The sequence below is a fragment of the Stenotrophomonas sp. KH_052 genome (assembly GCF_057838755.1).
Map to the genome: position 1 here is coordinate 1,725,034 of NZ_CM174475.1, position 13,974 is coordinate 1,739,007.

Consider the following 13,974-nt stretch of genomic DNA (forward strand, 5'->3'; position numbering starts at 1 on the left):
GCATACGCGTGCTGCGTGGGCGCATACGTGCGCTCACGCTCAAATGACAATAATTCTCATCCAGCCTTTCCCTCCCGCTGGATCTCCCATGCCTGCCTGTTTCCGCCCGTGTGCCCTGGCCACCGCCATCGGCACGACCCTGGCGCTGTTCAACGCTGCCCACGCCGCCGAACGCATTCCCTCCGTAACGCCTTCCCAGCTCCCAACCGTGCAGGTCACGGCCGACCTCGATGGCAGCACCGAAAGCTCGCGCTCCTACACCACCGATTCCATGGGCACGGCGACGGGGCTGTCGCTGACCTCGCGACAGACGCCGCAGTCGGTCAGCGTGGTCACCCGCCAACAGATCGAGGACCGCGGGCTGCTGAGCACCGCCGACGCCTTGTCGACCGCCCCGGGCATCTCGGTCACACGCAGCGATGCCAACCGCTATTCGTTCTCGGCGCGCGGCTTCGACATCGACAACTACCAGTTCGATGGCGTGGTGATGCCGGTGCTGTCGCCATGGAATTTCGGCGAGAACAATCTGGACATGGTGGTGTACGACCGTATCGAGATCGTGCGCGGTGCCAACGGCCTGATGACCGGTGCCGGTAATCCCTCGGCGGCGGTGAACTACGTGCGCAAGCGCCCGCTGCGTGAATTCGCTGCCAGTGGTGGCATCAGCCTCGGCAGCTGGGACGCGCGCCGTGCCTGGGTGGATGTGTCCAGTCCGTTGAGCCGGGAAGGACGTGTGCGCGGGCGCGTGGTTGCTGCGCAGGCAGAGGGCGACAGCTACACCGCTGGCCTGGACAGCACCGCGAAGACGCTCTACGGCGTGGTCAGCGTGGACCTGGGCGAGGACACCGGATTGATCGCCGGTATCTCCTACCAGGGCAACGACAACCGTGGCTTCGGCAGCGGCTTCGCGCTGTTCAACGCCGATGGCACGCGTACCCGTTTCGACCGCTCGGTATCAGCCACCGCGCCGTGGGCACGGATGACCACCGACACCCGCAACGGCTTCTTCGACTTCAACCATCGTTTCAGCAACGACTGGCAAGCGCGCGTGTCCTACAGCCGCTCGCATACCGACATGGAAATGAAGCATCTCTATCGCGGTGGCTACCCCGATCCGGCTACCGGCGCCATGCCCAATGGCAACAGCTTCACCCGCTACGACGGTCCGGTGCGCCGCGAAGCGATCAGTGCCAGCCTGTCCGGTCCGTTCCAGCTGTTCGGTCGCCAGCACACTGCGTCCATCGGCTGGTCGCGCTCACGCGATGAAATCGCGCTGGGGCAGTACCGCGCACTGGCACCGCTGCCGCCGTTGGCCAGCTATCTGGACTGGCACGGGCCGGGCACGCCGGAGCCGATCTGGGCCAGCAGCAAGACCCAGGCCGATGACCTGGACAACCAGCAGAGCGGTGCCTATGCCGTCGCGCGGCTGTCGTTGGCCGATTCGCTGCACGTGATCGTCGGTGGCCGCCTGAGCAACTGGGAGACCGACCAGGTGTACTTCGGAGCCAAGCGCAAGTACCGCTACCGCAACGAGTTCGTACCCTATGCTGGCGTGGTCTGGGACATCAACAACTACAGCAGCGTGTACGCCAGCTACACCGGTATCTTCAAGCCGCAGAACAACCGCAATGAATCCGGGCAGATCCTCGATCCGGTCCGCGGCCGCAGCTACGAGCTGGGCCTCAAGGGCAGCTGGCTGCAGGAGCGTTTGAACGCCTCAGCGGCGTTGTTCCGCACCCAGCAGGACAACCTGGCCGAAGCCACCGGCGGGCTGGTCGAAGGCAGCACGCAGGCGGCCTACCGCGCGGTGAAGGGCGCAACCGTGGACGGTCTGGAACTGGAACTGGCCGGCGAGCCGCTGCCGGGCTGGAGCCTGGGCACCAGCTTCACCACCTTCATCGCGCAGGACGCGCAGGGCCGGGCGATCAATACCGCCAAGCCGCGCAGCCTGTTCAAGCTGTTCACCACCTGGCGCCTGCCAGGTGCCTGGGACCAGCTGACGATCGGCGGTGGCGTGGACTGGCAGAACCGCATGTACCAGACCGCCACCGCGCCCGGAAATCGCCGGGTGCCCGTGGAGCAGCCCAGCTACGCACTGGTGAACCTGATGGCGCGCTACCAGTTCAGTTCCAACGTGTCGGCGGCGGTCAACATCAACAATCTGTTCGACCGCCACTATTACTCGCAGATCGGCTTCTACAACCAGGGCTGGTACGGTGCACCGCGAAACGTGATGCTCACGCTGAAGGTCGGCTACTGAGGATGACGTCGCGCCTTTCAGGGATCCAATGGATCCATCGGATCGATGCGCAGCGATTCGGGCGCTGGCACGAAGGTGATCGCGTACGGCGAAATGCGTGAACCGACCTTGCCTGGAACGTAGCCCAGCTCACGACGGTTGCGCTCGCTGAATCCGCTGCTGGCGACCGAATCGATATGCGATGGGCTGCTGACCACCAGTGCCGGTTGTCGTGGCGGTGCCTGCAGGGCCGCCAGCAACCGGGCTGCGTTGCGCAGGTTGGTGGTGGTGTGGCGGGCATAGGGCTCGATGAGGATCGCCTCTGCGGGAATGCCGAAGCGCGCGATCAGCGCTTCGCGCATCTGCACGGCTTCGACGCTGCGGGTGCCGCGCGGATGCACGGCGCCGCCGGAGACGATGATGAAAGGCGCATCGCCCGCTGCATAGCGCTGCGCAGCGGCTTTCAGGCGCAGCTTGCTGCCGGCGCTGAGCGGGGTGGTCAGCTCGTCTGGGCCCTGCCCAAGCACGATGATCGATGTGTATGGATGCGCGGTCCAATCCAGCTGCCGCGCGCGTGCGAATGGCGCGGCGTTCATTCCCGCGCTGATGGGCTCGAAGCGGATCGCATCGAGGCGGTCATTGGCATCAAGCAGGCCCACCGCCACCGCGATGCTGCGATCGAATGCGGTGTAGGCCGCGGCGGCGTCCACCTCGCTCATCTGCATGGCAATGGCAGCATCGCCAGCCAGGCGCGTGCTGCCCGCCGCGCCGACCGGGCCGTCGACGGCGTCGTAGCGGGGCGGCTGGCCGTGGCCGTAGACGGAGAGGATGTTGTTGAGGCCCGCCAGCTCCCTTTCGATGGCTGCAGCGCGCGCCGGAACCGCGGCGCTCAACAGGCCCGCCTGCGCGGGCGTCCAGCGTGCGGCCTCGAGTGTGCAGGCAGTGGTCCGGCAGGCCGACAGCTGCTGCATGCGTTCGGCCAGGGCGGCGCGCGCACGATCGGGCAACGTATCGTGATTCAGCTGCACGAGGGTCGGAAACAAGCGCGAGGCGAGGGCCGCGCTGTCGCGGTCGTCGGCGGCTGCCGCAAGCGGCAGCACAGCCGTGGCCAGCAGGGCGAGGGACAAGCTCAATCGTCGGTGCATCACCAGCTCCTGCTCACCATCAGGCGGACGTTGCGGCCGAACAGCGGCCGTCCATAGATTGCCTCGGCCGAACCCTGGCCAGCCAGTGCATCGGTACGGGTGTTGCCCTCGGTGAGCCCCTTTTCATTGGTCAGGTTGTCGCCCACCAGCTGTGCGCCCCAGTTGCCGCGCTTCCATGAAATGCCCAGGCCCAGGGTCTGGTAGGCCGGCAACGCGGTCTGGTTGAACAGATCGACATACGATTTGCCGACCACGTCATAGCGCAGCCAGGTCTCGAACTGGTCCTGGCCGTGCTGGAAGCTGAAGGTCGGCCGCAGGTTGCCGTAGAGCTTGGGCTCGCGGACGATCTGCTTGCCGTTGACCGCGGCCGGATCGGCGCCGGAATCGTTCTGCAGGCTGTCGTACTGCGGATCGCTGACCGTGATCGAGCCGGCGATGCTGAACCAGTCCAGCGGCCGGAACATGCCATCCAGCTCGATGCCCTTGGAGACGGCGGTGCCGATGAAGGGCACCGACTGGTCATTGCGGCCGGTCGTTGGATTGAAGGCGACGAAGGACGCATTGAGTGGATCGAACTTGGTGTAGAACGCGGTCAGGTAGAGATAGGACCGGCCGAACCCGGCCTTCAGGCCCAGCTCGTACTGGTCCAGCTGGGTCTGCACGATGGTGGGGTCGATCGAGCGCGCCACCGACGAATTGGGAACGATCTCCATGTGCGAGACGCGGGCGTAAGCACCCACTGAAGTGGTGAAATCGAAGTTCGCACCCACGGTCCAGTTGGTCGCGGACGGATTCAGGCGATGGTTCTGGACGACGCCGGTGAACCGGCGCGTGGTGTTGTCGGCCAGTGTGTTGCGGTCGCCGAGGTCGACCTGGGCAGTCTGCTCGGCATAGCCCTCGTAGCGGTAGCGCTCATGGCGGATGCCGGCATCAAGCTTGAAGCGGTCCGACAGTGCCCAGGTGTCATTGGCATACACCGCGAACATGCGGGCATCGACCTTGCCGCGATTGAGAGTGGTGGTGTAACGCAGCGTGCCCTTGTCGGTGACATAGCCCAGTGGGGCGCCATCGTTACCGTAGGCCACCAGATCAAGCAGGCGTGGCTTGCCGCGCATCTCCATCAGCATGTCCTGGTACAGGCTGAAGGACGTGGTGCCGAAGAAGGCGGTGTAAGCGCCGATGTTCAGATCGTGATTGCCCCAGGCCGTTTCAAACAGCCGCGTCGCACTCAAATCGGCCTGACCGGAGTAGAAGTCCGAATCAGCAGCACGGTACTGGGCTGAGATCACCAGGCCGGAGTCGGCGTAGGGATCGTAGGCAGTGGCGCCGTTGCTGCCGGCCAGCGCGTAGCCCATCCGCGCGACACCGGCACCGAAGGCGGTACGGGCAGCGCCCAGATAGCCGTTGGCGAAGCTGCGTGCGTCGACCGGATTGGTGGTCGAGTACAGCGCGTCGAAGGTATTACGGCCCTTGGTGTAGCCGGATTTCAGCGAGATCGTCCAATCGCTGGCGGTGTTCTCGTACTGGAAGCCGATGTTGCCGAAGCGCATGTGGCGTCCATCGGCCAGATCGCGGTTCATGCCCTGCAGGACACCGCCGCCATCGAGGTACTTCAGGTTGACACTGCGCAGCGAGGGCGAGTTCAGGGTGCCGTCGAAATAGTCGATGTACGGGTCCAGCGGAACGCTGGGATTGCGCGGATCGGCGACCGGGATCGGCAGGTAGAACGTATTGTGGTCATCAACGAAGGTACCGCTGACCTTGAACCAGCTGGTGTCGTCGAAGTAGTGCTTGATGTTGCCCCTGATCTGCCCGCCCTTGTCATTGGGGAAGCCGTTGTCGCGGTAGCCATCGTGCTGACGCAGGAATCCACCGACCGCATAGAAGGTGTCCTTGCCCAGCGCGCCCGACTGGTACATCTCACCGCGGTACAGGCCGGTATCGCCGATGGTCAGCTGCGCCTTGCCGTGGGTGTCTTCGGAACCCTCGGCCAGGATGTTGTTGACGATGGCACCACCGCTGCTCGCATAGATCGGTGCGGGGCCACCACGTACGATCTCTACCCGCTGGTTCATCACGTCGAACCGGTTCATGCCGTCGCCGGAATTGAAGAAGTGGCCGTCCAGCTCCTGGTAGAGCGGCAGGCCGTCCTGCTGGAAGGCAATGAAGCCGCGGTCAGTGGGAATGCCACGCAGCCGGGTGATGTTCTGTACTTCACCACCGGTGGCCTCGACATGGATGCCGGGCACCGACCCGAGCAGGTCGGCGTAGCTTTTCGGTGCGAGCTTCTGCACGTCTTCGCGGCTGAGTGAATTGACCGCGAAGGATGCATCGAAGCGACGCTGGGTGCGTGCCGCACCGGTAACCACCACCGCATCCAGTGTTGCTGCGTCGGCCGTGTCTTGCTTCTGCACCGGCGCGTCCTGCGCGGATGCAGTGCCGTGCAGGGATATCAGGACCAGGGAGATGCCCAGGACCAGGGGGCTGATGTTCATCGTAGGGCGGCCATGCAGGGAAGGGGGACCGCTGCACGGTAGGTCCGGGCGATGACGGAATTGTTTACTTCGGCGGAAATAAACAATTAAGCGGCGGCATCGGCACCCAGCTGGTGGATCGGCAGCAGGGCCGCGCCCACCGATACCGCAGACCCTCCCAGCCGCGACACATGCACCTGCGGCAGGCGCAGGCTGTCCAGCGCACTGCTCCAGCGTGCAGGCTGCTGCAGGTGTTGCCCCAACACTTCCAGCACCTGCCTCGGCAGTGAGCCGGACAGGATCACGGCGCCAGGATCGAGCCACGCCACACCGGTATTGGCGGCCGCGCCCAACTGGTTCCCCGCGCGTTCGGCCCAGGCGCTGATGATGCCGGCATGGGTTTCCAGGCAGGACTCCAGTTCGAACAGTGAGGGAATGCCGGCGCCGGCCTCGCGCAACGTGGCCAGCAGGTCGATGCCCGAGGGACGCGGTGCGTCCATGCGGAACAAGCGACCGATATCCCCGGCATTGCCGAACTCACCGCGCATCACGTCGCGCCGATGGATCACGCCGCCGCCCACGCCGTGGCCGACATACAGCAGCAGCGCCGAGGCGCAGTCCCGGATCAGTCCGCTGTCGTAGTACTCCGCCAGCGCCGCCAGGGTCGCATCGTTCTCCACCCAGACCGGGAAACCGAAGTAGTCTTCGAAGAACTGGTCGTTGTCGATATCGCGCCAACCGTGCAGCCAGTCCACCGCGTGCCTGCGCGCCGGCCCGGTTTCGACCACGGGCCCGGGAACCGCCACGCCGAGGCCCAGGAAGCGCGCGCGCATGAGCCCAGTGCGGCTGGTAAGGCTGCGCAGGCGCTGGTCCACTGCGTGCACGAAGTCGTAGGGATCTGCGCTGTCGAATGCGGTTGCATCGCGGGCGATGAGCTGGCCGGCAAAATCCACCAGCGCGATCTCCAGCCAACCGGGATGTACCGTGGCACCGGCGGCATAGCCGCCCCGCCCGGACAGCGCCAGTGGCACCGAGGGTCGGCCGCGCTGGCCATCGGACAGTTGCCCCTGTTCCTCGATCACCTCCAGCATCAGCAGTTCACGCGCCAGGCGGGTCAACGCGCCGTTGTGCATGCCCAGCTGGTGGGCAATGGTGATGCGGGGAACGGCGCCCATCGTGCGCAACAGCCAGATGATGCGCTTGTGGTCGGCATCCAGCGCGATCAGCGGTTTGCGGCGCAGCCGCGATGTGGGAGCCAGGTTCATGGGTGCAGGCCCTCGGTACGTGGCAGCGCGACCGGCCAGGCCAATGCGGCCAGCGACAGCAGGCTGCCGACGGCAACCAGCGAGACCAGTGCGGCAGAGGTGACCGGATCACCGGCCTGTATGCCGGGCAGCAGCTGGCCCAGCAGCAACGAGGAGGCGGCAATGGACAGTTTCATGGTTCCAGTGAGCAGGGCAAAACAGCTCAGGTCATCCTCACGTCCGCTGCGGGCGGCATGGCGACGGGCGATCAGCGCGGTGCGCCGCCACAGGACCAGGCCGACACTGGCCACCGCCGCCCCATGGACAGCGGCACACGCAATCGCTACAGGCAGGGAGGGCTTGGCCTGGTAAACGCAGACGGCAGCGATGGCCAGCACCGACATCAGCGCAATGAGGCCTGTCTCGCTGCACAGTGGGGGGCGCAGGCGCAGATGGAGCCAAGGCGCGACCACCATGCCCGCGACCATGGCGAAGGTCAGCGCTGCACCCTGGTCGGCAAAGGGAAACAAGCGCCCGGCCAGGCCCACCAGCGCCGTTTCTGCCGCTGCAGCCAGCAGAACCGGCAGCAGTGCCGGCAGCGGCAGGGCGCCGGCAAAGGGCCTGATGGCTGTGGCCGGCTGTGCGGGCGTGGCGACGCAGGCCAGGGGAAGCGCGGCGGCCACGATCAGGATGCCGATGATCATGCAGATCAGCAGCGCGCTGCCACTGCCTGCGGATGCAGGTGAACCGACCACGCCGAACAGTGCTGCAGCGATGCACAGCTTGGAGATCGGTACCACCACAGCGCGGGCGGAAACGTAGCGCATGGCCTCGTTCTCGTCGCGGGGCAACAGCGACGTCAGTGCATTCTGGGCTACGTCGTAAACCGCGTAGCAGGTACGGAACAACAGCGAGGCGGCCAGCAGCGGCAGGAAGGCGGGCTCGGTCGCGCTGCTCGGGCTGAACAGCAGGCAAGCGCTGGCGGCGGTGCCGAGCCCGCCGATGAGCTGCAGGCGCAGGGCGAGGCGCTGCTGGTTGCGAAGGCGGGTGAATACGGCGGCCAGCAGCAGGTCGAGAACGCTGCTGTAGGCCAGGGAGATCGCCAGCAGTTGGCCGGTGTGGGCAGCAGACAGTCCCAGCCGGACGTGCAGGTAGTAGCCCAGCGCCAGGTCCACGAACGACCAGGACAGAGTGCGGGCGAAGTGGCCGGCGGCATAGAGCTGCCGCGGCGATGGCTGCGCGTTCAACGCTGTTTTGGGGGGGAGGAAGCCGGAGATCCGGGATCGTTCTACTACCCCTGTGTGACAGCGGCCTGACATGGCGCGAGGTCGGCCATTCAGCGAGTGGCTTGCAGCACACGCCGTGGGCGAGCAGCATTGACCGTGCTGCGCCCCACAACGCCTCACGCAGAGCCTTCTTCGCCGAATGGAGCAACGTATGAAGCTGTTGTCCGCTGTGTTGTTGTCTGCGCTTTCACTCCCCGCCGTTCCGGCGCTGGCAGTGGAGGCGTCTCCTTCGCCGCTGTTGGGGCGCTGGTCGCTGGATATCGCTACGTCTGCGTTGCCCGAGGCGCAGCGCCCGAAGCAGGTGGTGCTGGAGTTCAAGGACGCCGGTGCGGGGCGTTGGAGTTCACATGTGGACATCGTCCTGCACGATGGCAATACCATGAAGTCCGACGGCACGCTGGCGCTGGATGGCACCCCAGGTCCCCTGTCCGGCACCTACGGTGCGGACAAGGCCAACCTGAAGCTGCCAGCGCCGAACACCCTGGTGATGCAGCTGGTGGACCACGGTACGCCGGCCTCCACCCGCATCTACACCGTGGCGGCCGATCGCTCGACGATGACCGAGACCAAGGCGTTCTACGGCCACGACGGTACGCCGATCCTGCAGACCAATCTGTTCAAGCGGATGCCCTAGCGTTGCCGCCGGCACCACGCCCGCAGAACGGACGTGGTGAACGCCGCAGCTTTACACAGCGGCCGGATCGCGCTTGCCGGTATCGATGCCGTACTTGTCGATGGCCTCCTGCATCCGCGAACGCTCGATGCGGCCCTCATCGGCCAGTGATTTCAAGGCCGCCAGCACGATGAAGTGGCGATCCACCTCGAAGAACGTACGCAGCGATTCACGCGTGTCGGAGCGGCCGAAACCATCGGTGCCCAACGCGGTGAAGCGGCGGTCGTTGATGAAGGGACGGATCTGGTCGCCGACGATCTTCATGTAGTCGGTGGCCACCACCAGGGGCCCTTCGTGGCCCTGCAGGCACTGCTGCACGTAGGGTACGCGCGGCTCCTCGGCCGGATGCAGCAGGTTCCGGCGTTCGGCGGCCAGGCCGTCGCGGCGCAGTTCGGTCAGGCTGGTCGCGCTCCACACATCGCTGGCGACGCCGAAGTCCTGCTGCAGCAGTTCCGCCGCGGCTTCCACTTCGCGCAGGATCGAGCCGCTGCCCATCAGCTGCACGCGTGGCTGCGAGGCGGCATCGGCGGCTGCCGGGCGCAGCAGGTACAGGCCCTTCAGGATCCCAGCCTCGGCGCCCTCGGGCAGTGCCGGTTGCGGGTAGTTCTCGTTGAGTACGGTGATGTAGTAGTAGATGTCTTCCTGCTCGACGTACATGCGGCGCAGGCCGTCGTGGATGATCACCGCGAGCTCGTAGTTGTAGGTCGGGTCGTAGGACACGCAGCTCGGGATCACCGACGACAGCACGTGGCTGTGGCCGTCATCGTGCTGCAGGCCTTCGCCCATCAGCGTGGTACGGCCGGAGGTGGCGCCGAGCAGGAAGCCGCGGGTGCGCGCATCGGCGGCGGCCCAGGCCAGGTCGCCGACGCGCTGCAGGCCGAACATCGAGTAGAAGATGTAGAACGGAATCGTCGCCAGCCCGTGGTTGCTGTAGGCGGTACCGGCGGCGATCCACGAACAGATCGCACCGGATTCGTTGATGCCTTCCTGCAGGATCTGGCCGTCCTTGGCTTCCTTGTAGTAGCTCAGCTGGCCGGCATCCTGCGGGGTGTACAGCTGGCCCAGGTACGAATGGATGCCGATCTGGCGGAACAGGCCTTCCATGCCGAAGGTGCGCGATTCATCGGGCACGATCGGAATCACCAGCTTGCCCAGTTCCGGGTCCTTCAGCAGGCTGGTGAGGATGCGCACGAAGCCCATGGTGGTGGACTGGCCGCGATCGCCGCTGCCCTGCAGCTGGGTGTTGAAGATCGACAGCGGCGGCAGCGGCAGCGGATCGACCTTGGCCAGGCGCGCCGGCAGCTGCCCGCCTTGGATGCGGCGGCGTTCGGCGAAGTAGGTCGCCTCGGCGCTGCCCGGCTCCGGACGCAGGTACGGCATTTCCTCCAGCTGCTCATCGCTGACCGGCAGGTTGAAACGGTCGCGGAACGCACGCACCGCGTCGGCGCTCATCTTCTTCAGCTGGTGGTTGATGTTCTGGCCTTCGCCGGCTTCGCCCATGCCGAAACCCTTGACCGTCTTGGCCAGGATCACGGTCGGCCGGCCGCTGGTATTCACGGCCTGCTGGTAGGCGGCGAACACCTTCTGCGGATCATGGCCACCACGTGCCAGCGCCCAGATGTCGTTGTCGCTCATGTGCGCGACCAGCTCCAGCAGCTCGGGATAGCGGCCGAAGAAATGCTCGCGCACGTAGGCACCGTTCTGTGACTTGAAGGTCTGGTAGTCGCCGTCCACGCATTCCATCATGCGCTGGCGCAGCAGGCCGCTGTGGTCGCGGGCCAGCAGCTCATCCCAGCCACTCCCCCAGATCAGCTTGATCACGTTCCAGCCGGCCGCGCGGAAGGTGCCTTCCAGTTCCTGGATCACCTTGGCGTTGCCGCGTACCGGTCCGTCCAGGCGCTGCAGGTTGCAGTTCACCACGAACACGATGTTGTCCAGCCGCTCGCGGCCGGCCAGCGAGATCGCCGCCAGCGATTCGGGCTGGTCCATCTCGCCGTCGCCGAGGAAGGCCCAGACTTTGCGGCCCTGGTGTTCTTTCAGGCCGCGGTATTCCAGGTAACGCATGTAGCGCGCCTGGTAGGCGGCGGTCAGCGGGCCCAGCCCCATCGACACGGTGGGGAACTGCCAGAACTCCGGCATCAGGCGAGGGTGCGGATACGAGGACAGGCCTTCGCGGCCCGCTTCGCGACGGAAGTTGTCCATGCGCGCCGGATCGATGCGGCCTTCCACATAGGCGCGTCCGTAGATGCCTGGCGCGGAGTGGCCCTGGATGTAGATCATGTCGCCGTCGAAGGTGTCGGTGCGGCCTCGGAAGAAATGATCGAAACCCACGTCGTACAGCACTGCCGCCGACTGGTAGGTGGCGATGTGGCCGCCGACGTTGGAATGCTTGCCGGCACGCAGCACCATCACCATCGCATTCCAGCGGATCATCGCGTTCAGGCGGCGCTCGATGGCCAGGTCACCTGGATAGGCCGGCTGGCGCTCGGGCGGAATGGTGTTGACGTAGGCGGTCCAGGCACGGGTATGCAGGTCGCCGTGCTGCTGTGCATCCAGCTCGCTGAGCTGGTCGATCAGGTAGTGCGCGCGCGGCCGGCCACCGGCCTGCATCACCGCTTCCAGTGATTCACGCCACTCGCGGGTTTCCAGTGGATCGGTATCGAAGGGAATGAGCGCTTGGTTCATGACTGTCTCCAGAGGGCGCCGGTCGGACTTCTGCCTGGGCGACAACACCGGCAGGGCGCACAGCTCTGGAGCGGGGTCGCAACGGCGGGGCCGTGACGCGAAGGGCGACCGTGGCGGCCGCCGAGAAGACAAGCGTAGGCCCGGCCACCCGGCTTCGATAGGCGGGCCCGGCTTGGGTCTCTGGCAAGCAAGGGTTGGCACGGCGCGCCGTATCATGGGCGGGCGTGCTGGGTGCGGCCGCTGATCAGGCCGGTGACAGGCCCGGGAAGAACATCGGGATGACCGCCACACCAATGCCCAGCAGGCACCAGGCCACGATCGGCAGCCAGCCCGAGAGCTGCTGGCAGCGTTCCGGCAAGCGGCGTCCTCCGATCCACAGCAGCAGGGTGAGCAGGCCCAGCGCGTAGGCGAGGGCGACGACCACCGGATGCACGTGGACGACACGGCTGGGCGGCCACATCTGCTGCTGGTAGGCGGTGGTGTGGGCGACCAGCAGCAGGAACAGCAGGCTGCTGAGGGTGTTGATGGCGGTGCGGGCGTTCATTGCGGGGCACTCCTTGTGCCGGCTGCTGGGAACTGCAGGGGCGGCATTCTAGCGGCTGCGTGCCGGCAGTTGAAACGCCACTGTCATCGATGGCCGTCACCCTGCGGGGCTTTCCAGCCTTGGGGTGGTTGGCCGGCCGTGAACAGCGTGAGGATCTGGGAGAAGAGCTATGCGCTGCGGCGGCGGCTGCTGCGCGGCTTCTTCCTGCGCCGGGGTTCTGCCAGCGAAGATGCCGAGGATCTGGCGCAGGAGGTTTACCTGCGGCTGCTGCACAGCACCGGCGAGAATGCCGCAGCGATCGAGAATCCGGAAGCCTACCTGTTCGCCGTCGCGGCCAACCTGGCGCGCGAGCATGCACGCTCACGTTCGTCGCTGCCGCCGCTGGAAGACGTTGATCTACTGGCGGAAGTGCTGAAAAGCGAAGAAGACATCGAAGGCGAGTTCGAGCGCGCGCAGCGCTGGAACGGTATCCGCAGCACCATCGCTCGGCTGCCTGCGACGACGCGGCGGGTGATGGAGCTGCATTACCGCGACGGGCTGGACTGCCCGGCAATCAGCCAGCAGCTGCAGGTGTCGGTGCATATGGTGCGCAAGCATATCGGCAAGGGGCTGGAGGCCTGCAGGAAGGCGCTGGGCGCCAGGGAGATCAGATGAACTGGCATCCATTGCGTGCGGCCGACGATGAGATCGCCCGTGAGGCCGAGGACTGGTTCCTGCGCAATCGAGAGGGGAGTATGGGCGAGGCCGAGCGCGCTGCGTTCCTGCACTGGATGAAGCGTTCGCCCGAACACGTGCGCGCCTATATGCACGCTCTCACGCTGCACCGGCAGGTCGGTGCAGCGCTGCAATCGCCATTGCCTGAAGAGGCGCAGGCGCCGCCACGGCAGGCGGCCGCCAAGGTGGTGCCGCTGTTCGGTAGCGCGCCCGCCGCGTCGCGCGCTGCACCGCGTCGCGGCCGCGCGCGCTGGTGGGCGGTGGCTGCCGCAGCCTGTGTCGCCCTGCTCGGCGTGGGCCTGGTTCCGCAGTTGATGCCCACCGAACAGCTATACAGCGCCGACCACGGTGAACTGCGCGACCTGGTGCTGCCTGACCAGACCCAGGTGCGGCTCAACGCGGACAGCCGCCTGCGGGTACGCATGAGCTGGTTCAGCCGCAAAGTGGAGCTGCTGCAGGGCGAGGCCACGTTCGACATCGCCCGCGACCGCCGTCCGTTCGAAGTGCAGGTGAACGGGCTGCAGATCCGTGACATCGGCACCGTATTCGACGTCTCGCGACGCCTGCAGGGCACGCGCATCGGCGTGGTCTCCGGCGAAGTGGAGGTGTGGAGCCAGGGCAGGGATGCAACGCGTCTTGCGCAGCTGGGCGAAGGCCGGGTGGTGCAGGTCGACGCGCGCAGCCATGCGGTGGAGTCGCTGGATGTGCCGCTGTCGATGCTGCTGGACTGGCAGCAGCGCAAGGTGTCCTTCCTTGATGAGCGGCTGGATGAAGTGGCTGCCGCCTTCAACCGTCACAACCAGGTGCAGGTGCGCGTGCTGGACGAGGGCGCGGCAGCGGCACGGCTTTCCGGCAGCCTGGATGCACATCGCATTGGGGCGCTGCAGGCGTTCCTCGAACGCGATCCGCGCTTCGTCGTCCGCCGCGAGGGTGACACGATGCGGGTCGGCAGCCGCTGAGGCCGGCGTGG

The 13,974-nt window shown here is 66.2% G+C and carries 10 protein-coding genes; 4 read left to right on the top strand and 6 right to left on the bottom strand.

From position 1 onward, the window contains the following. The first annotated feature begins 88 nt into the window (after positions 1–88). Positions 89–2,260 carry a TonB-dependent alcaligin siderophore receptor FauA gene (gene fauA, locus AC3ITW_RS08010; protein WP_489390212.1) on the top strand — a complete coding sequence of 724 codons (2,172 nt, stop codon included), beginning with the start codon at positions 89–91 and terminating at the stop codon, positions 2,258–2,260. Positions 2,261–2,277: 17 nt separating this feature from the next. Here fauA and AC3ITW_RS08015 read toward each other — a convergent pair whose 3' ends face one another. The 4 genes from AC3ITW_RS08015 to AC3ITW_RS08030 all read right to left on the bottom strand — a co-directional run bounded on the left by AC3ITW_RS08015 (position 2,278) and on the right by AC3ITW_RS08030 (position 8,349). Next, positions 2,278–3,384 carry a YdcF family protein gene (locus AC3ITW_RS08015; protein WP_012510672.1) on the bottom strand — a complete coding sequence of 369 codons (1,107 nt, stop codon included), beginning with the start codon at positions 3,382–3,384 and terminating at the stop codon, positions 2,278–2,280. Beyond that, positions 3,384–5,879 carry a TonB-dependent receptor gene (locus AC3ITW_RS08020; RefSeq protein ID WP_489390213.1) on the bottom strand — a complete coding sequence of 832 codons (2,496 nt, stop codon included), beginning with the start codon at positions 5,877–5,879 and terminating at the stop codon, positions 3,384–3,386. The genes AC3ITW_RS08015 and AC3ITW_RS08020 overlap by 1 nt, the downstream gene beginning before the upstream one ends. 86 nt (positions 5,880–5,965) lie before the next feature. Further along, on the bottom strand, positions 5,966–7,123 hold the full coding sequence (locus AC3ITW_RS08025; protein WP_012510674.1) for an ROK family protein: 1,158 nt from the start codon (positions 7,121–7,123) through the stop codon (positions 5,966–5,968). Continuing rightward, complete coding sequence (locus AC3ITW_RS08030; RefSeq protein ID WP_100468141.1) at positions 7,120–8,349, bottom strand: MFS transporter; 1,230 nt, start codon at positions 8,347–8,349, stop codon at positions 7,120–7,122. Before AC3ITW_RS08030 ends, AC3ITW_RS08025 begins: the two co-directional genes overlap by 4 nt. 190 nt (positions 8,350–8,539) lie before the next feature. On the opposite strand from AC3ITW_RS08030, the gene AC3ITW_RS08035 reads away from it, so the two are divergent. Beyond that, positions 8,540–9,022, top strand: a complete 483-nt coding sequence (locus tag AC3ITW_RS08035) for a LuxR family transcriptional regulator (RefSeq protein WP_485618410.1) — start codon at positions 8,540–8,542, stop codon at positions 9,020–9,022. 51 nt (positions 9,023–9,073) lie between these two features. Here AC3ITW_RS08035 and aceE read toward each other — a convergent pair whose 3' ends face one another. Both aceE and AC3ITW_RS08045 read right to left on the bottom strand, forming a co-directional pair. Continuing rightward, on the bottom strand, positions 9,074–11,746 hold the full coding sequence (gene aceE / locus AC3ITW_RS08040) for a pyruvate dehydrogenase (acetyl-transferring), homodimeric type (RefSeq protein ID WP_489390214.1): 2,673 nt from the start codon (positions 11,744–11,746) through the stop codon (positions 9,074–9,076). A gap of 244 nt (positions 11,747–11,990) precedes the next feature. Then, positions 11,991–12,290, bottom strand: a complete 300-nt coding sequence (locus AC3ITW_RS08045) for a hypothetical protein (RefSeq protein WP_049422680.1) — start codon at positions 12,288–12,290, stop codon at positions 11,991–11,993. A gap of 138 nt (positions 12,291–12,428) precedes the next feature. On the opposite strand from AC3ITW_RS08045, the gene AC3ITW_RS08050 reads away from it, so the two are divergent. Together AC3ITW_RS08050 and AC3ITW_RS08055 are read left to right on the top strand one after the other, a co-directional pair. Beyond that, entirely contained in the window at positions 12,429–12,944 is a 516-nt protein-coding gene (locus AC3ITW_RS08050) for an RNA polymerase sigma factor (RefSeq protein ID WP_489390215.1), read from the top strand. Beyond that, the gene (locus AC3ITW_RS08055) at positions 12,941–13,963 is read left to right on the top strand and encodes a FecR family protein (protein WP_004152963.1); all 1,023 of its coding nucleotides are present in this window, start codon (positions 12,941–12,943) and stop codon (positions 13,961–13,963) included. Before AC3ITW_RS08050 ends, AC3ITW_RS08055 begins: the two co-directional genes overlap by 4 nt. Positions 13,964–13,974 lie beyond the last annotated feature (11 nt).

What these genes read in the sequence shown, in the direction of transcription:
- AC3ITW_RS08015 (WP_012510672.1), bottom strand. Translation starts at nt 3,384, where the DNA reads ATGCACCGACGATTGAGCTTGTCCCTCGCCCTGCTGGCCACGGCTGTG.
- AC3ITW_RS08055 (WP_004152963.1), top strand. Translation starts at nt 12,941, where the DNA reads ATGAACTGGCATCCATTGCGTGCGGCCGACGATGAGATCGCCCGTGAG.
- AC3ITW_RS08035 (WP_485618410.1), top strand. Translation starts at nt 8,540, where the DNA reads ATGAAGCTGTTGTCCGCTGTGTTGTTGTCTGCGCTTTCACTCCCCGCC.
- AC3ITW_RS08025 (WP_012510674.1), bottom strand. Translation starts at nt 7,123, where the DNA reads ATGAACCTGGCTCCCACATCGCGGCTGCGCCGCAAACCGCTGATCGCG.
- fauA (WP_489390212.1), top strand. Translation starts at nt 89, where the DNA reads ATGCCTGCCTGTTTCCGCCCGTGTGCCCTGGCCACCGCCATCGGCACG.
- AC3ITW_RS08020 (WP_489390213.1), bottom strand. Translation starts at nt 5,879, where the DNA reads ATGAACATCAGCCCCCTGGTCCTGGGCATCTCCCTGGTCCTGATATCC.
- aceE (WP_489390214.1), bottom strand. Translation starts at nt 11,746, where the DNA reads ATGAACCAAGCGCTCATTCCCTTCGATACCGATCCACTGGAAACCCGC.
- AC3ITW_RS08045 (WP_049422680.1), bottom strand. Translation starts at nt 12,290, where the DNA reads ATGAACGCCCGCACCGCCATCAACACCCTCAGCAGCCTGCTGTTCCTG.